The organism is Companilactobacillus muriivasis, assembly GCF_036246245.1.
GTDB classification, from domain to species: Bacteria; Bacillota; Bacilli; order Lactobacillales; family Lactobacillaceae; genus Companilactobacillus; species Companilactobacillus muriivasis.
The window spans coordinates 38,243-63,260 of sequence record NZ_BTTQ01000003.1 but is presented as its reverse complement, the minus strand read 5'-3'; the positions used below and the strand labels follow the sequence as shown (position 1 = coordinate 63,260).

Below are 25,018 nucleotides of genomic sequence, written 5' to 3'. Positions count from 1 at the left end.
TCATCTCGTATTAAAAATCAAAACATACAAGAATATGCTCTATGTTAGTTGATATAAAGGTATTTGAATATTCTGATATCAAATTTATAACGATTAATTAGTCGGAAGAGCTGGGAAATATTTGTGTGCCGTACTTATACCACCGGACGTGTTTGGAGACTTACCGGGCTTTGGTAAGGCTTCAAACCGAGGTCCGAGACCGCTCTTTGGCTCGGACCGTTCCGCACAGCTTGAGAATATTTCCCAGCTCTGGAGACGGCATATTTAAAAACCAATGAAAAAAAGAGGAAATAATAATGGCATTATCATGGAAAGACGATTTACCTAAGGATTTAAGTGAAAAAATCGATAAAGTTGAAAAAATGATTCGTCCTCGTTTGGATGAAATTGATCAACAAGTTCTTTACAATCAACAACGTGTTTTGAACTTGTTTAGAGAACATCATGTCGGCGAAGAGGACTTGGTTCCTTCAACTGGTTATGGTTACGATGATATTGGTCGAGACAAGATTGAACAAATTTATGCTGACTATTTCAAAGTTGACGATGCGCTAGTTCGTCCACAATTTGCTTCTGGAACACACGCCATTTCAACAGCTTTGTTCAGTATGTTGCGTCCTGGCAATACACTTTATTATTTGACTGGTACGCCTTATGACACAATTCAAGAAGTTATTGGTCTAGCTGGTAATAAGCCCGGAAATATGTCAGAATATGGCATTAATTTCAAGACAACTGAGTTGCTGGATGATGGTTCAGTTGATTATGATAATGCTGAAAAAGATTTGAAGGATGACTCAATTAAAGTTGTTGCTATCCAACGTTCACGCGGTTATGCAGTTCGTGATAGTTTTACAGTTGAAAAAATTGCTAAGATGATCAAGTTTGTTAAGTCAATTCGTCCAGATGTTAATATTTTCATCGATAACTGTTACGGTGAATTTTCCGAAATGGAAGAACCCACTTTCTACGGTGCTGATATTATGGCTGGTTCATTGTACAAAAATGCAGGTGCCGGAATTGTTAAGAGTGGTGCTTACATCGTTGGTCGTCAAGATTTAGTTGAAGGTGCTGGTTCACGTTTGACTGTTCCCGGTGCTGGTAAAGGTGAGGGTGCTACTTGGGGTTACTTGCGTGACTTCTATCAAGGATTCTTCATGGCAGCTCACACAACTGGTGAAGCTTTGAAGGGTATGGTTTTTACGTCCGCACTCTGTGAAAAAATGGGTATGAACGTTTCACCAAAATGGGACGCTCCTAGAACTGATATCGTTCAAACAGTTTCATTTGGAAAGCCAGAACCAATGATTGCTTTCTGTGCTGCTATTCAACATTATTCACCAATGAATTCATTCGTTGATCCAATCCCTAGTCACCAAGATGGTTATGAAGACGACGTCGTTATGGCCTCAGGTAGTTTCGTTGAAGGCTCAACAATTGAATTGTCATCTGATGGTCCATTAAGACCTCCATATTCACTATATATTCAAGGTGGATTGTCATACGCTCACGTGCAGATTGCTATTGCACAAGCTGTTAGAGAGACATTCTATAAATAAGATTTAGGCTAGTTCTAATAAATTTGTGAGTATAAAAAAATGTAGTGAATCCAGTTAGTGGGTTCGCTACATTTTTTTTGAATATTTACAAATAAGGCAATTTAAGTTGATAATCGTCGAAATAGTCGCTCTTCAATTTACCAAACTCGTCAATTAAAGCATGTAACTCCTCAGCTTGCTTTGATTCCAATTTGAAGTCGCGTTCGACGGCTGTCTTTAATTGTATGTAAGTTGGTTTTGTCGTAAAGGTGTGTAATTTAGTAAACAATTTCATTGAATAGTTGTCGGCCACAAATGTTGGACGGTGGAAGTAGTAGAGCAATAATACATCGGCGGTTTCGTTGCCAACACCTTTCATCGCAATCAACTTCTTTCGCAATAGTGGTGTTGATAACTTGGACCAGTCGTCAAAATTGTCGCGATATGCGGTCAACATTGAACGTAAATAGATGGCTTTGTTATGAAAGAAACCACTTGGTTGAATCAGCTGTTCCATCTCATCAGTTGATAAAGCCAGAATACGGTCAGTCTCAAAGTTAGTCGCTTTTTTGAGATTAGCCAATGATCGATCGGCATTCTTCCAATTTGTGTTTTGAATTAAAATCATTCCCGAAAGCATATCTTCATTATTTTCAGCTGGCCACCAATTTTGTGGTCCCAATTTCTTTGATAAAATTTCTAATAAGTCATAAATAGTAATTTGCTTGTACAAGATAAAAATCCCCCAGTACTGTTAATTATCCAATAAGATGGCAAAAAAGTGTTGAATTGTTTCTTGGAGACGCTTTCAAAGACATTTCCCTTTATTTCAGAAAATTATTAGTGTTAACATAATATACGCTGAATTAATTATGGGGGTGTAATTATGTTAGGGATTATTTTTATTGTAGTTTCAATTGCCTCTCTGATTCTTGAGAAATATGTGCTAGGTAACAATTCACATGTTTGGTTAGGCGCAATTATTCCATTTTTAGCAATTGCTTTTATCGTTGGAATGATGCTCACTAATAACATGAAATTCGATGTTTTCAATATAGTATTGGCTGTCGTTTATGTTTCACTAAGCTTTATTTTCTGGGGACAGGGAAGTGACCTTTATCACCAGAAGGTCGTAAATAAAATATACGAATAATTTTTTGGATTCCGCCGGAGATGGCCATTAATGTTAACCGATGTTGGACCGGTGCGAGCCAAGGTCTCACACCTCGATTTTGAGCCTTGCAAAACCAGCAAGTCTCAAAATCGTCCGTAATATGAGGACGTAAGTCCTCATATTACCTGCACTACGGTTACATTAATGGCCACCTCCGGCTAGTGTATTTTTTTACCAATGTGTTTGTTATATATATTATTAATAAATTAGGTTCACTAAATAGTAAAGGCCGTGTAAACAATCTTTTTTTGATTGCTTGCATGGCCTTTTTACTTTTAGTTTTCCATTAGACTGTTTATTAATTCAACTGTAGGTGTTTTCAAAGTTAGTTTAGGAACATTAACCGTTATCCAGTCGATATCTCTATTCCACCATGCCAGTTTTTCTAAAGCTTGAATAACTTCTGGTTCAAATCTTGATCTGATGAATTGAATTGGATTGCCACCAACAGTTGTATATGGAGCGACGTCTTTTGTTACGACACTATTGGCTCCAATAATGGCACCGTCACCTATTTTTACACCAGGCAGGACGGTCACATTTTGTCCAAACCACACGTCATTTCCGACTACAGTATCACCTTTCAATGGCAAATCAGTTAGCTCTGGAGTGTATTTTTGCCAATCGCCACCTAAAATATTAAATGGATAAGTTGAAATACCTTTCATTACGTGATTAGCACCGTTCATGATGAATTCAATGCCATTGGCAATAGAACAAAATTTACCGATGATTAATTTGTCGCCTAGAAATTCATAATGATGAGTGACATGTTTTTCAAATTCAGTAGGATTTACTGGATCATCATAATACGAGTAATCACCAACTTCGATGTTGGGATTCTTGATAACATTTTTGATAAAGACAACTTCTTTGATGGCTGGATTGGGATAAATCGCATTTGCGTCAGGTATGGTCATTTGAATTCCTCCTAGTTGAGTTATTTAGTTCTAATTATAGGTTGTATGATATAAAGATTAAAATGGTTTTTTGATCGTATATATAATCGATTAATTTGTGGAAACAAAAAATAAGTATTCCTTTAAATGAGAATACTTATTTTTACATTCAGTTAATAACTATGAATTAGTCGGAAGAGCTGGGAAATATTTGTGTGCCGTGGTAGGTGGTATAAGTACGATTTCTCCCGTACTTATACCACCGGGCGTGTTTGGAGACTTGACGAACTGTGTCAAGGCTTCAAACCGAGGTTCGAGACCGCTCTTTGGCTCGGACCGTTCCGCACAGCTAGAGAATATTTCCCAGCTCTGTAGACGGAATTTTTATTAATTCAAAGAACCACCGATTGCTTCAATATCACCTTTGCCATCTTGTTTAACAATAGCTGTGATTGCGGCAGTTATTCCGGCTACATCATCTGCCAATGACAAGCATGGTGTATCAGGACGTGCTACGACTTGATTTGGCAAGAATGGAATGTGCATGAATCCAGCTTTCAAATCGGGAAATTCTTTGTCAATCATATATTGAACTTGGTACATGATGTGATTGCAGACGTATGTTCCAGCCGTTGTTGAAACATAACTTGGTAGACCAGCATCTAAAACCGCTTGAGCCATGGCTTTGACTGGTAATTGTGTGAAGTAGGCGTTTTGCCCGTCCTCGTGAATTGGTTGATTACGTGGTTGAAAGCCAGCGTTATCAGCAATTCGTCCGTCATCAAAGTTAATTGCAACTCGCTCGGGAGTTAATGCAAATCTGCCACCAGCTTGACCAATATCTAATACATAGTCGGGTTTGTTGTCGAGGATTGCTTGGTGAACGACTTCAGCACACTTGTTAAAAATTGTAGGGATTTCAACTTTGACTATTTCAGCACCAGCAATTTCGTCAGGAATCTTCTTGACAGCCTCGATGGCAGGGTTAATTTTATCTGTTCCAAATGGATCAAAACCAGTTACAAGAATTTTCATAAATTTCTCCTCCTTAAAATGCTAAGAAATACATTAAAGCAATTTGAATTACTAACATAATTAATGCGATAGGGACTTGTTGTTTGATGACTCCCAAGTTATCCTTCATCTCCATCAGCGCCACTGGTAGCGAGTTGAAGTTGGCAGCCATTGGTGTCATCAATGTACCACAATATCCAGTAGTCATTCCAAGTGCGGCGACCACAGCGGGATTTCCACCTTGAGCTACGATGAAAGGTACTCCAATACCAGCAGTGATAACCGCAAAGGCAGCGAAGGCATTTCCCATGATCATGGTGAAGATAACCATAGCAACACAGTAGAGAACAACTCCAAGTAAATGATTTCCGACTGGGAAAATTCCCGAAATTGTTTTGGCAGTAACGTCACCAACACCTGAAGCGGTGAAGATAACGCCTAAAGTAGCTAACAACTGTGGCAAAATACCAGCAGTACCAACAGAACGAACCATTCTTTCACTATCATGATAAGTCGTTTTGCCATCGGTTTTTGAAATAATCATCGCAATAATTAAAGCAACAACTGAGGCGATACCGATACCAACTTGACCACCGAGGTTAGTGAATTCACTGATCAAAATAGATAAGATAGCTAAAACAACACTAGGAAAGAAGAGCCAACCGCCAAGCTTTTTAGCAGACTTTTCGGCAATTTCTTTGTTGACTTCCTTAATTTTACCAACCTTGATTTGTTTCAAGAGTGACAAGATACCGATAAAGACAATCAATAAGCCGATGACAACGTTTGGCAGATATTTACCAACGGCGAAGATGATACCCAGAATCAACCAGAATAGGCCGGTCCCAATACGAGCTGAGTTTTCTTTATCACGGAACGATTCGATACTGGCGAAAACCATGATGATTCCCATTAATACGTAAAAAATTTCTAGAATATTATTAACGCTCATATTTTTGACCTCCTACTTATTGAATTGCTTGTCGAATCTCATATTGTAGTAGCCAACGATGATGAATGTGATGATGGCAACTGGAATTGAGTAAAGTACGATACTAGTGGTGGAAACGGGATGTCCCAATGACTTCATCGTACTAGCCATTAACAAGACACCACTAGATGCGATGAATAGGTTTTGGGCGAAAAAGTTACCAAAGTTATCATTGGCAGCGGCTCGAGCTTTGATTAAATCGACTTGTTTGTCAGTTAAAGTATGTTTAACACTGGCCGCGGCCTGAGCCATAGGATTAATTAGTGGTCGGATGAATTGAACCTGACCAGAAAGTGCGATACCGAAAGCATCGGTAACTTCACGAATTGCTAAATAAATGTTAAAAATTTTACCCGCCGAGAGATTCTTAATTTTGCTGATACCATTGACAGCAGCTTGTTTCATACCATGGCTTTCAACAACACCAATCATGGGAAGGGTAAGGAAGAATAGCGAAACCATTCGATTATCCATGAAACCTTTGCCAAGGATATTCAGAATGTGGTCGATTGACATGCCAGATGCCAAACCGGTTGCTAAAGCAGCGGCGACAACAACGGCAATCGTGTCTAATTTAAATGCAAATCCTAATATAATTATAATAATTCCAATTAATCTTAGATATTCCATAAGTTAGGACCCCCGTTTTTTAATTTATGGGGCTCATTATACACCGGTTTTTGATTTAAATTAGAAAAAAATTAATCTAAATTAGAAAAATGGCTTTATATGAGCAACAATATAGGGCTAGTAACTTTTTTTAGACGTTTTGTAATTTAATGTTAAGTAAAAAAGTCAAACTCATTTCTGAGTTTGACTTTTTAATTACTAAATTTGTTTATTATAAACAAATTATTTATCATTGAATGTGTGTAGACAAATAATCCTACTATAATAGAAGTGAAAAAGCTGAAATTAATAGTACAGTCGGTCTAACGTATTATTGCTGTTTAAATATATTTTTTTATATTTGAACAATAACTTTTATAATAATTGGAAAAATTTAAAGTTATAACCATGGCATAATATCTGTACTAGATAATACACATATTTCTTAGATCTGTGGCATAAGTCGAGAAGAGGGGGGCTAATTATGTTAAGAAAAGAGAAAAATGCATTTTTATTTGTGTTTTCATTTTTATTGATTGTGGGATTATTTTGGGGACAGACTTCAACAGTTAAAGCATATTATGATAGCGATGCTATGAAGTATACTCCAAGTGGACTGGAACTTGATAATTTGATCAACCCAACTTCATCATTGTTTGTTAATGGAAAGAATAATGGAAAATATGTTCCAACAATAATTAGTGATAATAATGGTAATTATTCCATTCTTAAATTAAATGGCTCAAAAGCTGATTCAGTAACTAGTGTTTGGAGTAATCTTGATGCAGATAACTATATTGATGTTACTAAAAAGCAAGATTTGTCATTTTGGATTTATTTAGGTGATTCTAGTACAAACGTTGATGGTATGGCATTTGTTTTACAAAATGATTCTCGTGGAACTAATGCTATTTCATCTGATGGCTCTGGTATCGTTGGCGGGCAAACTCTAGGTGTCTGGGGTGTTAACTCTAACGCAAATAAGACTGCTAGTTCAATTGCTAATTCAGCCATTAAAAATAGTTGGGCACTTGAATTTGATGACCATCGTGATGGTAATGATAGCAGTGGAAAAACCGAAACGATGGGCAGTTCATATGATACATATGATTTAGAGGCTAACAGATCGATGAGTGATCAACACACTGGGTGGAACTACCCTGGATTAGCTAGTTCATATAAGCAAATTCCTTCCACCAATGGTATTTTTCAGCTAGTTCATAATAATCCAGAAACTTTATACTTAAATGGGTTAGGTCACCCACAATGGGGCTGGCATCATGTAATGATTAACTATACTCCACCAGCAACAAAGGGTGGAATTGCTAAATTAGATTATTCATTTAATACTAAAAGTGTAGATAAACATGAAAATAATCTTTCTAATTATGAGACAACAGGACAAAATTTGATTTATCACTCAGTTGATCTGGATACTAGCCAATTCCACCTTGATGACAGCAATAAGCTACGTTTCGGATTTACTTCTTCTGAGGGAAATATGAAAACCGGTAGTATGTGGGTGGTATTTGAATCTATTCCTTCTATTGTACAAGCTCAATCGACAGCCTATGTTGTTGACGATACATCTAAATCTAGAGTCGATACTGATACGGGTGATGCAAATCCAAGTTATGTTGAAGACGAAGATAAGGCATTACCAATTACTACAGAGGCTCATCCTGGTGATGATCTTAAGTTTAAGTATGGTATCAAGTATGAAGGTGGTAAACAAGCTGCCACAGACATTAAATCGACTTTGAACATTCCTAGTAATGTGACATTTAATAGCGATGTGATTGGTAAAGTTATATATGTTAGTGCTGATGGTACAGAAACTGCCCCCGTTAACTTAACTAAGACTGATAATGTCAGTGCCGATGGTTCAACTTTGACATATAATGTAAAAAAACTTGATAATGCTAATGGGACTGATTTGACTGCGGTAAAGATTGAGCTTGATGGTACGGCCAATGATATTCCGAGTGGTTCTACATCACTTAAGGTACCTTTCTCTCACATTAACTTCACTGGTACTAACTATAAATCTGATGCTCAAACTGATGCGTTCAAGATTGTTGAACCAGAAGCTACATTGGATATTACTAAAGATGCTCCAGACCCACAGGATATTTTCCAAACCGGTACGGCTAATTTAAATGGTCATTTGACATTCAAAAAGGGCGGTACCGTCACTCCCATTACTAATTCTGAAGATTATGACCTTCACTATTCTATAAATGGGGGAGCTGATCATCTTGGTCGTGGGACTGTCACTGACGGTAATTTTTCAATTCCAATTGATGGTTCAGATTTGAAGGTTGGTAAAAATGGTGAAGCAGCTGAAAATGATATAACGGTTCAGGCTGTGTATACTAATTACAAGAGTTCATCTGGCGCAATTGAAACGGTTGGCTCTAAGAAGGTGCATTACACAGTTAACGTGAATGAAACTGGTTTAGTTGCAACTGCCGCAAATACTAATAAGATAACCACGTTAAATGATAAATTGGTCACGTTACCTACAATCACACTTAAACATAACGATGGCTCGGGTCTAGAAGATGGGAATGATCAGGTCGACTATACTATCTCTAATCCAAACAAAAATAATGGCCAACCGATTTCATTTAGTGACAACCCATATCCAATTTTGAGCGATGGAACTGGTGGTGGAAATCGTCAATATAATTTGAGCATATCAAGTTCTGATGGTCTAAGTATTGGAGAGAATACCGTTACGTTGAAGTTCACTGACCCAGGTAAGCATGTATCTAATGTATTGACCTTTGTTATTGATGTTGAAGATACGAAGCCAGTTCTTACATATGGTGATAAAAATAATGGTGAGATGACAGTTGTTGCATCTGAAGATGGTGATATTACCTTTCCAATGAATATTGCGTATGAGAATGGTGAGAAATTTAAACCTTCAGACATGAAATTTACTGCAAAAGTTGATACTAATAGTCCGATTAATGTTGATAGTATAAAAAGTAATACACCACAGGCTACATACTATTTTGAAAGAGCCTTAACACGAAAAGACTTAGGTATTGATGCAAATGATACTTCAGATAAACACACGGTTACATTCACAGCAACCGATCCATATGGCCGTACTTCAGAACTAACGTTTACGCTGAAGATGCTTTATAGCACTGCAAGTTTAACGTACAAAGATAGTTACTCATTTGGATCATTAAATCAAAGCCAAGGGTCACGACTAGTTAAGAGAACTAGTGACTGGGATGTTGTCGTTAATACTGTTGATTCGAAGTATAAATTAACTGCTAGCGCTGATCCGTTGACGACTGGAGGGGCAACTGATACTCATACATTATCTGGTGGGTTGGTTTACGTTGATCCTAAGACAGGGATTTCTCAATCAATGACTTCTCCAGTGACATTAAGTGAAAATGATTCCGAAACCACGTATAAGTATCCTATTTCCGATAGTTGGTCGGCTGATTCCGGTATTTTGTTGAAAGTAGATTCCAATCCATTTGCCGGTTCATATAGCGGAGGGCTAAATTGGAATTTAACCGATAGTATATAGTTCTAAATAGCAAAATAGGCATAGGCAATTCCAGAATTTATTGGAGTTACCTATGCCTATTCTTTTTGAAATCGCTGATTTAATTCTAATAATACCTCTACAAAATAGGGGATAGTAATCTTGAGAAACGTTGCTTGAAGTGTAGCCAAGCACCTTGTTCCTTGATTATCTCTGGTGTTAACAACAATGAATCACTCATATCTTTTTCAAAAGCTCGAGCAATTTGATGAGAAACTTTAGCATCATAAATAAATGCGTTAGCCTCGAAGTTTAATGAATAACTTCTAAAGTCATGATTCATTGAACCAACTGAACAGATTTTGCCATCAAAAACAGATGTCTTAGAGTGCAAAAAACCTTTTTGATAACTGTAAATTTTAATACCATAAGTGGTCAACAGGTTAGCGTAATATTGCGTAGCACGGTAGATGAAGGGATGATCAGGCATACAAGGAATCATAATTCTGACATCGACTCCGGAACGAGCCGCAATAGTTAGAGCGGTGAACATGGCATCGTCTGGAACTAGGTAAGGCGATTGAATCCAGACACTCTTCTTGGCACTGACAATCATATCGATAAAGCCATCTTTGAGGACTTCTTCACGATTATCAGGTCCATCAGAGATAATTTGAATTGGCAAATTAGCCGTTTCATCGAATTTATCTGATGGAAAATATTTTTCCAAGAAAGCCAAAGGTTCAGCGTTTCGATCCAATGAAGCATTCCAGTCACGGAAGAACCTTTCCTGTAATAGCAATGTAGCAGCGCCAAAGATTCTTGAGTGTGTATCGCGCCAGTAACCAAATTTTTCGGTTGTGTTGACGTATTGGTCACCAACGTTGAAACCACCAATCCAGCCAGTTGTACCATCAATAACAACAACTTTACGGTGCAAGTGATAGTTCAAACGAGTTTTGGCAATGACATTTTTAGAAGTGATGAAAGGTAAAACTTCACCACCGGCAGCTTTAAATTTCTTAAAATAACGTGGTTTAGTTCCGCCAGATCCCCATGGATCATAAAGCAAACGGACTTCTAGACCTTCTTTGGCTTTTTGAGTCAATAGTTCTAGAAATTCGTCTCCAATATTACTTTTGATAAAAGCATAGTATTCAACATGGACAGTTTCTTTAGCATTTCGAATGTCTTCGAACATGCTCTTGAATTTTTCTTTACCATCGAAGAAAAGCTCAATCTCGTTATGACGTGTTAAAGGCGCTTCCTCGGTTTCATTGAAAAATCGAATGATATGGTCAGCGTAACGTGTTTCGTCGTATCTAGAAGCATTCTGTGGCCGTTTCTGAGCAGCAATTGCCATCTGCTTCAACTGACTTAAACTGTAGTGCTCTTGTTTACTGATATTGAAGATTTTTTCCTGAGCAATCCCACGACCGAGAAATGCATAAATAAGGAACCCTACAATTGGCAATAAAACAAGGACCAAGATCCAAGCCCAAGTAGTAACAATATTACGCGGTCTATGGAAAACGGTGATCAGTGCTGAAACTGTATTGACTACTAAGATTATGAGAATTAGCCAGATGATCCAAATATCAATCATAAAATAAATTCCCCTCTATTATTCTTACTAGAAAGTTTACTTCAAAATACTAATAAAATCTAATTTAAACGGTATTATATTTATATTTGTTCTCTGCCGTCGAAAGAGCTGAGAGTATTTCGCCTGCTATGCGGACCGGTCCGAGCCGAAAGGCGGTCTCGAACCTCGGTTTGAAGCCTTGTAAAGTTCAACAAGTCTCCAAACTCGCCCGGTGGTGTAATGGCTAAAGCCATAACGCCACTTCCACAGCTGGTGAATATTCTCAGCTCTTTCGACTAGTTTGTTTTTGGTCTCAAGTTTGATTGTATCTATTTTGTTTATTTAGTTGGACGTAAGTTATCCGTTTTGTGTATTTATTTTGATATGTAATTGTGACGAATTGCCAAACAATAATGTCAAGATGTTGAGGTAAGACAGTCTTGAACAATACTTTACCTGCGTTACACATGGTGCTATTTGATAATCTATTACATCGTTTAAATAGCTTGAATTTTAATACATTTGTATAATTTTTACATTCAATTGTTGCTGAGTGATTAGTCGGAAGAACTGGGAAATATTTGTGTGCCGAGGTTCGAGACCGTTCTTTGGCTCGGACCGTTCCGCACAGCTAGTGAATATTTCCCAGTTCTGTAGACGGCATATTTAGACAACAAAAAAAGCCTTTAAAAGGCTTTTAATTGCGGTTATCACCAAATATCAAGATTAAACGTAATAGTTGTAAAGCTGTTGAAATTGCTGCAGCGACGTATGTTAAAGCAGCTGCAAATAATACTTGCTTAACCATTGGAACTTCATCGTTATCAAGAATGTCACCTGATCCTAAGATCTTGATGGCACGTCCTGAAGCGTTGAATTCAACTGGCAAGGTGACAACTTGGAACAAGACAACTAGGGCAAACAACCAAATTCCAATGGTAATCAGTGTCTGGTTCATTCCCAAAAGGGCACCGATGATAATTAATGGAATTGAAGCGTTTGAACCAAGGTTAACGGCTGGAACCAAAGCAGCTCTGACACGCATTGGTGCGTAGCTTGTTTGGTCTTGAATTGCGTGTCCACATTCATGGGCAGCAACACCGATGGCCGCAACTGAGGTTGAATCATAAGTCGATTCCGAAAGATTCAATGTCTTGTCGCCAGGATTGTAATTATCAGTTAAGTTACCACTGACTTTATTAATTTGAATATCTTGTAGTCCGGCACTATCCAAAATATATCTAGCAGCATCAGCCCCGCTTTTACCACGGTGACTAGTGAACTGGTCATACTTTTTAAAATTATGATTTACATACCACGATGCCCACATACTGATAGCCAAACCAATGATTATCAATAGATAGCTGGGACCAAAACCATAACCATATCCGTACATAAATGTTAACTCCTCTTTAGTAGATTATTGTTAGAAACATTATATCCATTATTTGTGAAGTTTTCTTGAATAATACGATCAAGTTGATTAATTTCGATTGATTTGAGATCAATCTGATCCTTTAAAAAGACTAGTAAACGTTGGGAAATTTCATGTTTTTCCGTATCGTTCAAATTTTTGAAAGTAACCATCAATGCAGCTTGCTTTTTAGTTAGGTCGACGTCGCTTAAAGAAATCAAAGCAACGATATCTTCGTGATGTTTCTTTTGAATAAACCAGTAAATACCATCGTTTCGCATGATAGTTTTAGCAGTATTGGAAATATATTCAGTAGTTGGATTGATTTCCATGCCTAGAAATTCACTGACTTCTTTTAAATTGAAGTGTGTGGGAAAATCCCAGAAGAAATTCTCAGTCATGAAAGGTCGATACGATTTCAGTTTTATATCAGACATTAAAATAATTTCCCCCTCTTACAAACCAAATTATTCGATAATCATACTCTTCTTGGCACTCTTGTGTAGTTTGTGCATGAATGGTTTGAGCTTTTCGGTTGTTAGTAAGCCTAGTAGGTAGAAGACTACGCCAAAGGCCACTAATATAATAATATCTTTGGTAGCATTAGGCCAATATATTCCACCGACCGACTCACGAATCAGGTTGACCGCGTAAGTAAATGGCAAGTATGGATTGATAAATCTGAAGAATCCATCGGATAGGACAACTGGGAAGTTACCACCGGCACCAGAAATTGAAAGCACCAGAATGATAATACCTAATCCTTTACCAACTGTACCAAACATTTGGACTAACGAGTACAGGATAGAAATAAAGACGAAACTGACCAGCATACAGAAGAGGATTAACCAAACTTTTTCCTTTGTGTAGGCGTGTAGGATGAACAAGTTACCTAAAGCAGCCGCAATAGCTTGGAGCTGATTCAAGAAACCGAATGTTAAGTAACGTCCATTGAATCTTTGTTTAAATGAGTAACGATACTTTTGACGATCATTCAACTGGAAGTGGACTGTGAAGACACTGGATAGGAGCAATGCACCAACCCAGATACACAATGCCAAGTAGAATGGAGCACTGGCAGAACCATAGTTTGGAACGTCATAAAGGTTTTCTTGCTTCAACTTAACTGGGTTAGAGAAGAAGTCAGATTCCTTGTTAGCATCGGATTTCATCAATTTAATCAAAGCACCGAGATCAACATCCTTCTCACCCTTCTTCAAGAGTTTAGCGGAGTGATGAACATCTTTCTTCAATTGTGGCCAGTCATTAACTGCAAAGTTATTAGCTGTTGAAAGAGCTTTTTCAAGTTCTGGTGTCTTGGAGTTAACTAAGTTCAAGGTAGTCGTCAACTCATTTTCAATTTGTGGCAATTGATATTGAACGAAGAATGAGGCTGTTGCCATTTTCTTCTTCAATGTAGGGTAATCGTTGTTGTAGAAATCATTAACCAAATTAATACCAGTAACGATATTACCCATGTTGCCGTTCAACAATTGATTGGCATCGTGAATTTCACTACCAACGGCAGGCAATTGTTTTTGATATTTTTGAAGGTAAGTTAAGGCTGTTTCAAGCACACCCTTAGTATTGTTCAAAAGTCCAGGGATAGCAGGGATGATATTGTTGTTAACTTGGCTCAAAGTAGAACTGGCAGTCTTGAGCAATGTTGAAATATCATTGATGGTACTTGAAACACTGTCCATGATGTTGAGATCTTTGATAGCAGAAACGCCGTCAGCAATCTTATCTGCTTGAGTTTGTAAGTCAGTCAACTTAGCTTGTAACGCTGTTGTATCGAGGTCACTGTAGTTTTCAATGATGTCGTTAGCTTTGGAAGCCAAAGTATCATTCAAGGCAGCAAAGTCATTTAGGTGTTTGATAGGCGAGTCAAAAATCGTCGTCTGATCATGACCTAATTGGTCAGCTAAATTGTTGTAGAAAGTTTGTAAGTCAGTTAATGATGATGCCAATTGGGTACTTACTTTTGAAACTTGAGTGGCATCGTCAGCGACGTTTTGGATAACTGATTTAAGTTGATCCTTTAATTCCTGGTTTTTAGGGTCAGCCTTGATTTTGTCGATCAAAGTATTGATGTTTTCCATTGAAGCACTAATTTGCTTAACAATATTGAAAATCATCGATAGTCCAGTATCGACAGTTGTCTTAATGACGGGCAAAGCTTGTTGAATCTTAGGAATCAATTCATTATTAGCTTTATTTGTAGCATTCTCGGCATCTTGACCAAGTTGTTGAATGTCAGGCATAACGTTTTGAACTTTGTTGATGACTTGAATTCCGTTTTCAACTTGAGTGATACTGTTGTCCATTAAATTAGAGATTTTGCCAAAGTCGTTATCGATTTCGTTAACTTGTGAACCGGCACTCTTAATTTGCGGAATCTTTGTTTGCAAATCTTTAGCAGCCGTACCACCAGCATCAGCTAATGGTAGGAAGTTATTCAAATTGACGATTTTTTGAGCATCTTGATTTAATAGTGGCATGTAACCGTACATGTCATTAGCTTGTTGCAACTTTTGGTTCAAATTAGGCACGATAGTATTGGCCTGTTGAACTTTGTCCATGATATTTTGTAATTCTGGCAAATTGTCATCTGTCGTTACAAGTAATGTTGAAAGTCTTCTTAACATTGGCAAATTATGCTCAATATCAACGCCTGACTTGTTCAATACCGTTGTAACGGTCTTACTTATCGTTCCAATAAATTCATCTGAGATTGTATTTTGTAACGTCGTCGCACCTGTCTCAGTCAGCTTCGGGGCGATGGCGTTTATCTTCTGATTAACTTTGAAGACCAGCGATGGTTTCTTAATGTTACCTGATAGGAAACTAACAATATCCCTTGAGAAGTTTTTAGGGATGTAAATACCGGCGTAGTATGAGCCATCCTTAACTCCTTGATCTAGTTGTTTCTTTGAATCGACGAATGTCCAACCTAATTTGTGATTCTTCTTTAGGTTGTCGATCAATTGATCACCAATTTCAATTTTTTGTCCTTCAAGTTTAACCGATTGATCATCTGAATAAACGGCAACCTTTAGGTCACTTGTATTTGAATATGGATCCCATAAGGCCCAAACATTAAACCAGCAATATAGACATGGCAAAATAATCAAAGCTAACATTAATAATGTTGCGGGCTTTGACTGTAGGGTTCTTTTTATATCTAATCTGAATAGCTCCCAAGCTTTGATAGAAATCCCCTCCAAATCTCTCTAAAAACTAAATGACGTAATGTCATTATATAACGTTACGATAACGGATTGTAGTATATGAAACCATTAACCGTATCTAAAATCTCTGAATCATCATGAAGCATCGAGTGTTCGGCGGTAGAGCCCTTGATTAAATATTCGGTGTATTCTTTTGCTCGGGGTTCGAGAATGTAAGAAATTGACTTTGCTGATGTAACGGAGATGTACTTATCACTGTTTGAGTGATCACCAACGTTACCGTAAATATTTAAAACACGCAGATCATCTGATACGTTATTTCGATTCATAAATATTCTAAAATATGTTGGACTCATAAAAGCTGGCTTGCCATTTGGCTTGATTCGGTTAATATTAGGAAGATCTCCCAAACCTAAAATGCCGTTGAATGGTCCAGCGATGAGTACTAATTTTTTGAGTCGAGGCATATAAGGACGCATTTTTTCCCTCAGATTGACTAGGACTAAAGCGACGGCACCCAATGAGTGCCCAATAGCGTCATATGTAGTAAATTCATGTTTCAAACGTAAATCAAATAAGAGTTTAACTAACCAATATTCCATTTGGTTACTGCCAACCCATTTATTTTGGAAAACTACTTGAACGATGGGATGTTCATCATCAGTCCAAGCCCCCTCATATGTAACTTTACCGCGCCAATTAATATTTGCTTTGAGAAATTGGTCCTTTTTCTTACCGTTACATTCCAAAGCTGATTCGATCATTTTTTGAGTCGTATAGTCTCCACCACGAAATCCATGGATGTAGAGAATCGGCCATTGCCCATTTTTCATAAATTCACCCCAACAAGATATTATTATATAATTATTATTGAGAAATTTTAACCTAATGAGGTATGACAATTGCAAAAATTTTATGCTGTAAGACGAGGCAAGAAACCCGGAATCTATTTAACATGGCCAGAATGCAAGGCTCAAGTCGATGGATTTGCTGGTGCAAGATACAAAAGTTTTCCTGATCGAGCCCAAGCTGAAGCGTTTCTTGGCGGTAAGGATTCTTACGTTAAGAGTACATCGAATCAAAAATCGAAGCCACAGGCAAAAGCATCTAAAAAAACTGTGTCTGATATAAAAGATTTTGATACAGTCGTTTACACTGATGGTGGTTCGAGAAATCATGGTAATTTTAAAGGCGGGCATGTTAAGACGACTGATAAAGGCGCTTGGGCCTATCATATCAGCAATCATGACGAAGTATTTGAGGGAACCGCTGGTGAATTTGGCGTAACTAATAACCGCATGGAGATAATGGCCCTGATTCAAAGTATTAAACGATTAAATGAGTTAAAAATCAATCAACAAAATACGATATTTGTCTTAGATTCTCAATATGTTTTGAACGCAATCACGAAAAATTGGTTGACGGGATGGAAAAAACGTGGCTATAAAAAAGCTGATGGAAGCGTTCCGGTCAATGTGGAATTGTGGAAGGAATTGGATGGATTATTGCCAACCGTTCCTACAAGAACTTTTGAGTGGACTAAAGGTCATGCTACTAATATAGGAAATAATCGGGTTGATGAACTGTTGAATGAGACGATGGATAAGATGTAGTGGTTGTCGTCTCCGGATGTCAGTGATTTTTTGCCTGCTATGGGGACCGGTGTGAGCCAAGGTCTCACACCTCGACTTGAAGCCTTGCCGCAGTTCGGCAAGTCTCCAAGCTCGCCCCGTGGTGTAATGGCTAAGGCCATAACACCACCTCCATTGCTGGCAAAAATCACTAACACCCTCCGACTAGGGTTTTGTTTGTTAATTTGGAATAATAGATTGAAGATTATATGAATAAAGAACGTAAGTAATCAAAATATGATTGCTTACGTTTTTTTGTATAAAATGAATTCATTTCTTGTGTTTAATCGACTGAAGAAGTTAAACTAATACTAACTACAATCAATATTTAAAATAGTGTTTAAAAACATTTCTAGTGTTTAAAGAGGTATCCAAATGACTAAAGCTGTTGATAAGATTTATGAGATTATTCAAAAGGAAAGCCCTGATGATTGGATAGATACTAAGCACATTGCCGATTTAGCTGGATTGAGCAGAAGTGTTGTAAGTATTTATTTGTCACAGCTTTTTAAGGATGGGAAGCTTACAAAAAAGAATGGTCGTCCTGTGTTGTGGAGGATTGTCAAAAATGATTTACCGTTTAAAGATTTAATTGGATATGCCGGTAGTTTGAAAGAAATTGTTAAGAAGTGTCAGGAATCAATTGTTTACCCACCGAATGGTTTTCCAATCGTTATTACTGGTCCGAGTGGTGTTGGTAAAAGTTTTTTGGCTCGTAATATTTATAATGAGGCAAAAAAACTACAGGTAATAAGTGACGATGCTAAGTTAGTTACTTTGAATGCAGCTGACTATGCTAATAATCCTGAATTGTTATCTTCAGTACTTTTTGGATATAAGAAGGGTGCTTTTACAGGTGCAAATTATGATACTCCAGGTTTGATTGATCAGGCAGATAATGGATATTTCTTTCTAGATGAAGTTCATCGTTTACCTAAAGAAAGCCAAGAAAAGCTATTCTCATTACTAGATTTGGGTAAATTTTATCCGTTAGGTGAAAATAATAATGCTCATGAAGTAAATGTTCGCTTCATTTTTGCTACAACTGAGAATTTAGATAATACACTCCTAAAGACTTTCATAAGAAGAGTGCCATTACATGTATCACTCCCTGCGTTTAAAGATCGTCCATTAACTGAAAGGTTATCGTTAATTCTTAATGCTTTTAAGCAGGAAGCTAAACGGACTGATCGGCAATTTATCATTTCAAACGATAATATTGAGAGACTAACTAGGAACACTGATGCTGGAAATATTGGTGCTATGGAAAATGAAGTTAAATTACTTTGTGCTTCAGCATATACGGAAAATAGTAATGATAAAACTATTAAGATAGGCGAAATAAAGCATGAAGACAATGCCATTATAATTGATGGTTCAGCTGATATTAATAATTATGAAATGCTTAAAGATAAAGAAAATCAACTTTTAAAGAATCTCTTTGATCAACTTTTGAAGTCAATTGATGAAAAAAGAGATCCTACTGATTGCACATTATTATTGATGAAGTTTCTACGTAAAATTCAATATTTAGCAGATGACAATTTAATTAATTCAATAATTTATAAATTTAATGATGGTGTTAAGACAGTTTTAAATGATAAATATGGAATAAAGCTAACGATTTCTGACGAGGATATTAGACAGATTGCCTTGGGCCTATCGCTGTATTATTTGATACCTAATCATGAGATTGATATGAGTCAGTTGATTGTGAAACTAGAAGAGCTGTACCCTAGAACAATGTATGTTTATCATCAATTGTTAAAACAAATTAGTAGTGATGTTGGGTTTCAACAGTTTGGTGCTACGTGGATGTTATTAGTATTTCAGAACTGTATTAAAAAAATAGAAAGTATTCAATATACTGGAATTATTTTGGCTCACGGCAATAGCACGGCTACAAGTATTCAGAGCGTAGTCAATAATTTATGCGGTAATTATATTTTTGAAGCATTTGATATGCCAATTGACGTTTCAATTCATGAAATCAATCGTTATGTGCAAAAATACATCAAGAATCAAAAGGATCATCAACATAAAGGGATTTTTGTGTTATTCGATATGGGATCTTTAACACAAATGTTTTCCGAAATTAAAAAGTATTCTAATAGCGAGTTGTTAGTTATTAATAACGTAACGACTGCTACTGCTCTAGATACTGGGATTAGAATTCAACGAAATGATTCCTTTAAAGATATAACTGAAGCTGCAAATAGATTTGGCAAAGCTTCAGGAACTCAATATTATGAGGGACTAGCCGATACATCTAATATTGTTGTTTCTTGCATGTCAGGTGTTGGCTTGTCTGAAGAAATTAAGCGTATGATGTTAGAAAGTCTATCCAACGAATTTAAGATTATCACGATGGATTATAAAGATTTGAAACAGACCTTAGAAAATCATGAACAGAAATTCTTTGATAAGACTAAATTTGTTGTTACAACTACTGATATTGATACGAAACTGGACATAGATATTATTAATATCTATGACATTATGGAAAAAGACGGGTATCAACGATTTGAAAAGTTACTTATAAGTTCTGGTGAACAGCGTCCCAATATCGAAACATTAATGAATAGAATGTTGAAATTCTTTACAATTGAAGGGATTAAAGATCGTCTTCAATTTTTAAATCCAGATGTCGTGATTGATGAAGTTCAGTTAGTTACGAAGAAGTATCAAGATTATTATGATATGGCTTTAGATGGTAAAACTAAGCTGAATCTTTATATGCATCTGTCGTTAATGATTGAACGAATGTTAGTTAATTCTAGAAAAAATGAAAATCCGAGTGTTTCATTTGATAGTGAGAAGGAAAAGGAGTTCTATTCAGTTTCCAAAACTATTTTTAAGGGGATTGAATTAAAGTACAATTTCCAAGTGAATGATTATGAAATATCCTTGATGTATCAACTACTACATTTTTATATTTAATTATGTAAGTGCTTAATAATTATTAAGCACTTATTTTTTTGGACTAATTTAACCTCGTAGTTAAGGCTTTTTTAAAAGTTGGCACGGTAATTGCTTATATAAAAGTGAGGAGGAAATAATAATGAGAAGAATAGTTGTTGCATCACACGGTAGTATGGCCGAAGGTATGAAAAACACTATCGAGTTGTTCGCGGGACAAAACGAAAACGTTAGTTATATTTCTGCATACGTTAAGAAGAATGATGATCTTAATGAAACAATAGATAAATTATTTAGTTCATTTAGTGATGATGATAAGGTAATAATTTTTACGGATTTGATGGGTGGTAGCGTAAATCAACGTTTAACTGTAAAAGCCAAAAATAATCCCAACATTTATATAATTTATGGATTCAATTTACCAATTGTAATTGAAGCAATTCTTTCTAAAGAAGAGGTTACGAAAGATTACATTCAGAAATTAGTTCAAGTTGGTAAAGATAGCTTGGGAGTTGTGGATTTAGAAGATTCAAAAACAGATAACGATAATGAAGATTTTTTCAATTAGGAGGATTTTAAAATGATTAAAATTATGAGAGTTGACGAAAGATTGATTCACGGACAAATTGCAATGGTTTGGTCTAAGGAAATGAGTGTTGATGGAATTGTGGTTGCTAATGATGCAACAGCTGAGAATCCTACACAACAGATGGCTTTGAAGATGGCGGTTCCATCAGGAATTAAAGTGATTGTTAAATCAATTGATGGTGCAACTGCACTTTTAACTGATCCACGTGCTAAGAATATGAAATTATTTGTTTTAGTAAGAACTGTGGGAGACGCTGAAAAGTTAGCTGAAAAGGTATCAGATATTGATTATGTCAATTTAGGAAATGTCGGTAAGGCCTCAACTGATCCTAAGACCACGTTGACTCAATTCGTTATGTTGACAAAACCTGAAATTGAATCATTGAAGAAGTTGGTTGAGATTTATCCAGATACAGCTCTACAAAATTTACCAAGCGATAAAAAAGAAAAAGCTACTGATTATATTAAAAAGATGAATCTATAGAAATATCACAGATGAGGAGAAATTAACATGTATGAAGCATTCGCTGTTGCTATAGTTGTTTTCCTAACCGTTGGTGGTCAGGAATTATTAGGTTTTACCATGCTAGGAAGACCAATCGTAATTGGTCCATTGATTGGTTTGTTATTAGGGGATGTAAAAACCGGTTTGATGATTGGTGCATCTCTAGAAACTATTTTTATGGGTATTGTTAATATCGGTGGTGCTAGTGCTGCTGAACCAGGTTTAGCCAGTGCTTTGGCTGTTGCCTTTGCCATCATGATGCATGGTGGTTTAGGAGTTGCTTTACCATTAGCAATTCCACTAGGAATTATTGGTTTACAAATTAAGACTTTGATTTACGTTGCTGTTGTTGGACCTTTCGCAAGTAAGTTCGACAGTATGGCTGAAAAAGGCAATCAAAAAGGTATTGTCCGGTTGCACTTTGGATTATGGGCTTTACAATGGTTCCTTTATTCATTGATTCCATTCTTTGCTATGTTATTTGGATCTGAAGCAACACAACAAGTTCTAAAGATGATCCCAACAATTATTGTTCATGGATTGACCGTAGCCGGAAATGTTCTTCCTGCTGTTGGTATGGCTATGCTAATGAAGATTCTTTGGGATAAGAATATTTCATCTTTCTACTTCCTAGGATTTTTGATTGTAGCTTACTTGAAGATGCCATTGATTGCTGTTGCCGTAATGGGAGCAATTATTGCTATCTTGGTAGCTCAAAGAGATTACCAATTACATACTTTTGAACAAAAAATTGCTGCTAAGCCAGCTGCCGCTTCAACTGAAACTACTGAGACTAAAGATGAGCAAGAAAACGATGATTTCTTTGGTTAAAGATTAGGAGAAAAAATTATGGGTAAATTTTCAAAGGACATGTCGAAAGACGAGAAAAAATTAATCAGACAAATGTATTGGCGCTCTTTTACTTTGTATTCAGCTGTAACGCCTGCTAAGCAAGGTGCATCAGGGTTTGAATATTCAATGTTGCCATTCATTAATAAGTTTTATAAGAAAGAAGAAGAAAAAAAGGATGCTATGGTTCGTCAGATGTCATACTTCAATACGAACTTAGCAATGGCACCGTTTGTTATGGGTGTTACAGCATCTATGGAAAAGCAGAATAGTGAAAATGATGATTTCAATGCTGAATCAATTAATGCCATTAAGACTAGTTTGATGGGCCCATTGGCCGGAATTGGTGATTCTATTTTCTGGGGTGTTTTAAGAGTTATTGCTGCCGGAATTGCTATTAGTTTAGCTAAAAGTGGAAATATTGCTGCGCCAATTATTTTCCTACTATTGTTTAATATTCCTGTTCAATTAGTTCGTTGGTATGGTGGTCAATTGGGTTATACTTTGGGATCCAATTACATTAGTGATTTGTATGAAAAAGGTTTAATTAATATTTTGACTAAAGCTGCAAGTATCGTTGGTTTGATGATGGTCGGAGCAATGACAAGTAACATGGTTAAATTTGATTTAAAGTGGAACATGGTTATCGGTGGTAAGACGATTCTAAAATCACAAGCGATGTTGAATCAAATATTTATCGGATTACTTCCTTTGGCAATTACACTACTTTGTTTCTGGCTTTTGAAGAAAAAGAACGTTTCAATTAATTGGTTGATTCTTGGAACAATCGTTATTTCAATCGTTCTTGCACTTGTAGGTGTTGTTTAATGAAAAACGAATGGTGGAAGAATGCCGTAATTTATCAAGTGTATCCAAAGAGCTTTTATGATACTAATGCTGATGGTATCGGAGACCTTCAAGGAATTGATGAAAAATTAGATTATTTGAAAAAATTGGGTGTTGATGCTATTTGGATTAGTCCGTGTTACTTATCTCCACAAATTGATAACGGTTATGATATTGCTGATTATCGTAAGATTGATCCAATGTTTGGTAACAATGAAGATATGAAAAAGTTGATTCATGATGCTCATAGCCGAAATATTAAAATCATAATGGATATGGTTGCTAATCATACTTCTGACAAGTCCGTTTGGTTTGAAGAGAGTCGTAAATCACGTAACAATTATTTTAGTGATTTTTATATTTGGAAAGACCCTAAGTCTGATGGCAGTGAACCTAATAACTGGGGTTCAAACTTTGGCGGATCGGCTTGGACATATGATGATAGTCGAAAACAATATTATCTTCATTATTATGGAAAACAACAGCCAGATTTAAATTGGGAAAATCTTAAAGTGCGTCAAGCAATATATGATGTGATGCGTTACTGGAAAGCCCAAGGGGTTGATGGTTGGAGAATGGATGTTATTACGTCTATTTCTAAAAATCAAAGTTTCCCTGATAATGACAATCCTCATAATTTAAAATATGTTGTGGGTAATCAAGATAATGGTCCTAGAATGCATGAGTTTATTCATGAAATGAATCAAGAGGTACTTAAACCTTTTGAAATGATGAGTGTAGGTGAAGCACCAGCAAGTAAAAGTAAGGATGCACGTTTACTGGTAGATCCTAGACGAGAAGAACTGAATATGGTTTTCACTTTTGAACATATGCATGTTGACCGCAAGCCTGGAAATGTTAATGGTCGTTGGGCAATTCAACCAGTAGATATTGTGCAATTGAAGAAAACATTGGCTAATTGGCAAAATACGCTCGATGGTCACGGATGGAACGCACTCTATTTTGAAAATCACGATAGAGCTAGAACACCATCACGCTGGGGTAATGATAAAGAGTATCGGTATGAATCTGCCACAGCTTTTGCAACTGTTCTACACGGTCTAAAAGGAACTCCTTTTGTATATCAGGGAGAAGAAATAGGGATGACCAATCCTAAATTTAATTTGGATGACTATGAAGATATTGAACTAAAGACCAACTATCACAAGTTAGTTGAACAAGAAAAAACCATCAGTGCTGATGATTTTCTCAAGGCTGCTCGTAAGATTAGTCGAGATAATGCAAGGACACCGATGCAATGGGATAGTTCTGATAACGGTGGCTTTACACAAGGTAGTCCATGGTTCAAGGTTAATTCTAATTATCATGAACTAAATGTTTCAGAAGATATCAGTTCGAATAAATCGGTTTTTAAATACTATCAGAATCTAATTAAATTACGTCACGATGATTTGATTTTTAAAGATGGTAGTTTTGAATTATTATTACCAGAAGATAAAAATGTTTTTGCCTATATCCGTAAGTTAGGCAATGAAAAGTTATTAGTAATTGCTAATTTATCTGATTCAGATCATGAAGTAGATTTGTTGAAGGAATATTCTGAATATAAAGAAATTCTCGGTAACTATTCTACAAAAAATAATGGTCTTGAATTGAGACCATTTGAAGCCAAAATACTTAAATTTGAATAATAAAATATGTGAAAATAGTTTTAGATTTGTTACAAAATCTAAAAATCCCCCTTAAATTTTTAGATATTAAAAAAGGTCCTGAAATCACTTGATTTC

20 protein-coding genes are annotated in these 25,018 nt (G+C 36.4%); 10 read left to right on the top strand and 10 right to left on the bottom strand.

What is annotated here, in order from left to right:
• Positions 1 to 296: 296 nt before the first annotated feature.
• A complete protein-coding gene (locus AAA923_RS04680; protein WP_338215006.1) occupies positions 297 to 1,559 on the top strand; it encodes a methionine gamma-lyase family protein in 1,263 nt (420 codons plus the stop codon).
• A gap of 85 nt (positions 1,560 to 1,644) precedes the next feature.
• On the opposite strand, the gene AAA923_RS04675 is transcribed toward AAA923_RS04680, so the two are convergent.
• Positions 1,645 to 2,271, bottom strand: coding sequence for an endonuclease III domain-containing protein (locus AAA923_RS04675; RefSeq protein ID WP_338215004.1), 627 nt, complete (start codon positions 2,269 to 2,271; stop codon positions 1,645 to 1,647).
• A gap of 153 nt (positions 2,272 to 2,424) precedes the next feature.
• Between AAA923_RS04675 and AAA923_RS04670 the strand changes: the two genes are divergently transcribed.
• Positions 2,425 to 2,691, top strand: coding sequence for a hypothetical protein (locus AAA923_RS04670; RefSeq protein ID WP_338215002.1), 267 nt, complete (start codon positions 2,425 to 2,427; stop codon positions 2,689 to 2,691).
• 296 nt (positions 2,692 to 2,987) lie between these two features.
• Here the strand turns inward: AAA923_RS04670 and vat(E) are convergent, their stop codons facing one another.
• From vat(E) to AAA923_RS04650, 4 genes are all read right to left on the bottom strand, one after another.
• Positions 2,988 to 3,632: a streptogramin A O-acetyltransferase Vat(E) gene (vat(E), locus tag AAA923_RS04665; RefSeq protein WP_338215000.1), complete on the bottom strand. Its 645-nt coding sequence runs from the start codon at positions 3,630 to 3,632 to the stop codon at positions 2,988 to 2,990.
• A gap of 366 nt (positions 3,633 to 3,998) precedes the next feature.
• On the bottom strand, positions 3,999 to 4,646 hold the full coding sequence (gene pcp / locus AAA923_RS04660) for a pyroglutamyl-peptidase I (RefSeq protein WP_338214998.1): 648 nt from the start codon (positions 4,644 to 4,646) through the stop codon (positions 3,999 to 4,001).
• Between the two features lie 13 nt (positions 4,647 to 4,659).
• Positions 4,660 to 5,577, bottom strand: coding sequence for a DUF979 domain-containing protein (locus AAA923_RS04655; RefSeq protein ID WP_338214996.1), 918 nt, complete (start codon positions 5,575 to 5,577; stop codon positions 4,660 to 4,662).
• A 12-nt stretch (positions 5,578 to 5,589) separates the two neighbouring features.
• Entirely contained in the window at positions 5,590 to 6,246 is a 657-nt protein-coding gene (locus AAA923_RS04650; protein ID WP_338214994.1) for a DUF969 domain-containing protein, read from the bottom strand.
• A 463-nt stretch (positions 6,247 to 6,709) separates the two neighbouring features.
• Here AAA923_RS04650 and AAA923_RS04645 point away from each other — a divergent pair, with 463 nt between their 5' ends.
• Entirely contained in the window at positions 6,710 to 9,784 is a 3,075-nt protein-coding gene (locus AAA923_RS04645) for an L-type lectin family protein (RefSeq protein ID WP_338214992.1), read from the top strand.
• Between the two features lie 97 nt (positions 9,785 to 9,881).
• On the opposite strand, the gene cls is transcribed toward AAA923_RS04645, so the two are convergent.
• The 5 genes from cls to AAA923_RS04620 all read right to left on the bottom strand — a co-directional run bounded on the left by cls (position 9,882) and on the right by AAA923_RS04620 (position 16,765).
• A complete protein-coding gene (cls, locus tag AAA923_RS04640; RefSeq protein WP_338214990.1) occupies positions 9,882 to 11,348 on the bottom strand; it encodes a cardiolipin synthase in 1,467 nt (488 codons plus the stop codon).
• Between the two features lie 676 nt (positions 11,349 to 12,024).
• Positions 12,025 to 12,723, bottom strand: a complete 699-nt coding sequence (locus tag AAA923_RS04635) for a zinc metallopeptidase (RefSeq protein WP_338214988.1) — start codon at positions 12,721 to 12,723, stop codon at positions 12,025 to 12,027.
• Between the two features lie 5 nt (positions 12,724 to 12,728).
• A complete protein-coding gene (locus tag AAA923_RS04630; RefSeq protein WP_338214986.1) occupies positions 12,729 to 13,178 on the bottom strand; it encodes a hypothetical protein in 450 nt (149 codons plus the stop codon).
• A 30-nt stretch (positions 13,179 to 13,208) separates the two neighbouring features.
• Positions 13,209 to 15,968: a YhgE/Pip family protein gene (locus tag AAA923_RS04625; RefSeq protein WP_338214984.1), complete on the bottom strand. Its 2,760-nt coding sequence runs from the start codon at positions 15,966 to 15,968 to the stop codon at positions 13,209 to 13,211.
• 41 nt (positions 15,969 to 16,009) lie between these two features.
• Positions 16,010 to 16,765 carry an alpha/beta hydrolase gene (locus AAA923_RS04620; RefSeq protein ID WP_041500995.1) on the bottom strand — a complete coding sequence of 252 codons (756 nt, stop codon included), beginning with the start codon at positions 16,763 to 16,765 and terminating at the stop codon, positions 16,010 to 16,012.
• 69 nt (positions 16,766 to 16,834) lie between these two features.
• Between AAA923_RS04620 and AAA923_RS04615 the strand changes: the two genes are divergently transcribed.
• The 7 genes from AAA923_RS04615 (at position 16,835) to AAA923_RS04585 (ending at position 24,922) form a co-directional block, all read left to right on the top strand.
• On the top strand, positions 16,835 to 17,545 hold the full coding sequence (locus AAA923_RS04615) for a ribonuclease H family protein (protein ID WP_338214980.1): 711 nt from the start codon (positions 16,835 to 16,837) through the stop codon (positions 17,543 to 17,545).
• A 393-nt stretch (positions 17,546 to 17,938) separates the two neighbouring features.
• On the top strand, positions 17,939 to 20,503 hold the full coding sequence (locus tag AAA923_RS04610; RefSeq protein WP_338214978.1) for a sigma 54-interacting transcriptional regulator: 2,565 nt from the start codon (positions 17,939 to 17,941) through the stop codon (positions 20,501 to 20,503).
• A gap of 121 nt (positions 20,504 to 20,624) precedes the next feature.
• Complete coding sequence (locus AAA923_RS04605; protein ID WP_338214975.1) at positions 20,625 to 21,050, top strand: PTS sugar transporter subunit IIA; 426 nt, start codon at positions 20,625 to 20,627, stop codon at positions 21,048 to 21,050.
• Between the two features lie 12 nt (positions 21,051 to 21,062).
• Positions 21,063 to 21,554: a PTS sugar transporter subunit IIB gene (locus AAA923_RS04600; protein WP_338214973.1), complete on the top strand. Its 492-nt coding sequence runs from the start codon at positions 21,063 to 21,065 to the stop codon at positions 21,552 to 21,554.
• A gap of 27 nt (positions 21,555 to 21,581) precedes the next feature.
• Complete coding sequence (locus AAA923_RS04595; protein WP_338214970.1) at positions 21,582 to 22,406, top strand: PTS mannose/fructose/sorbose/N-acetylgalactosamine transporter subunit IIC; 825 nt, start codon at positions 21,582 to 21,584, stop codon at positions 22,404 to 22,406.
• A gap of 18 nt (positions 22,407 to 22,424) precedes the next feature.
• Complete coding sequence (locus tag AAA923_RS04590) at positions 22,425 to 23,252, top strand: PTS system mannose/fructose/sorbose family transporter subunit IID (protein WP_338214968.1); 828 nt, start codon at positions 22,425 to 22,427, stop codon at positions 23,250 to 23,252.
• Positions 23,252 to 24,922 carry a glycoside hydrolase family 13 protein gene (locus tag AAA923_RS04585; protein WP_338214967.1) on the top strand — a complete coding sequence of 557 codons (1,671 nt, stop codon included), beginning with the start codon at positions 23,252 to 23,254 and terminating at the stop codon, positions 24,920 to 24,922. The genes AAA923_RS04590 and AAA923_RS04585 overlap by 1 nt, the downstream gene beginning before the upstream one ends.
• Positions 24,923 to 25,018 lie beyond the last annotated feature (96 nt).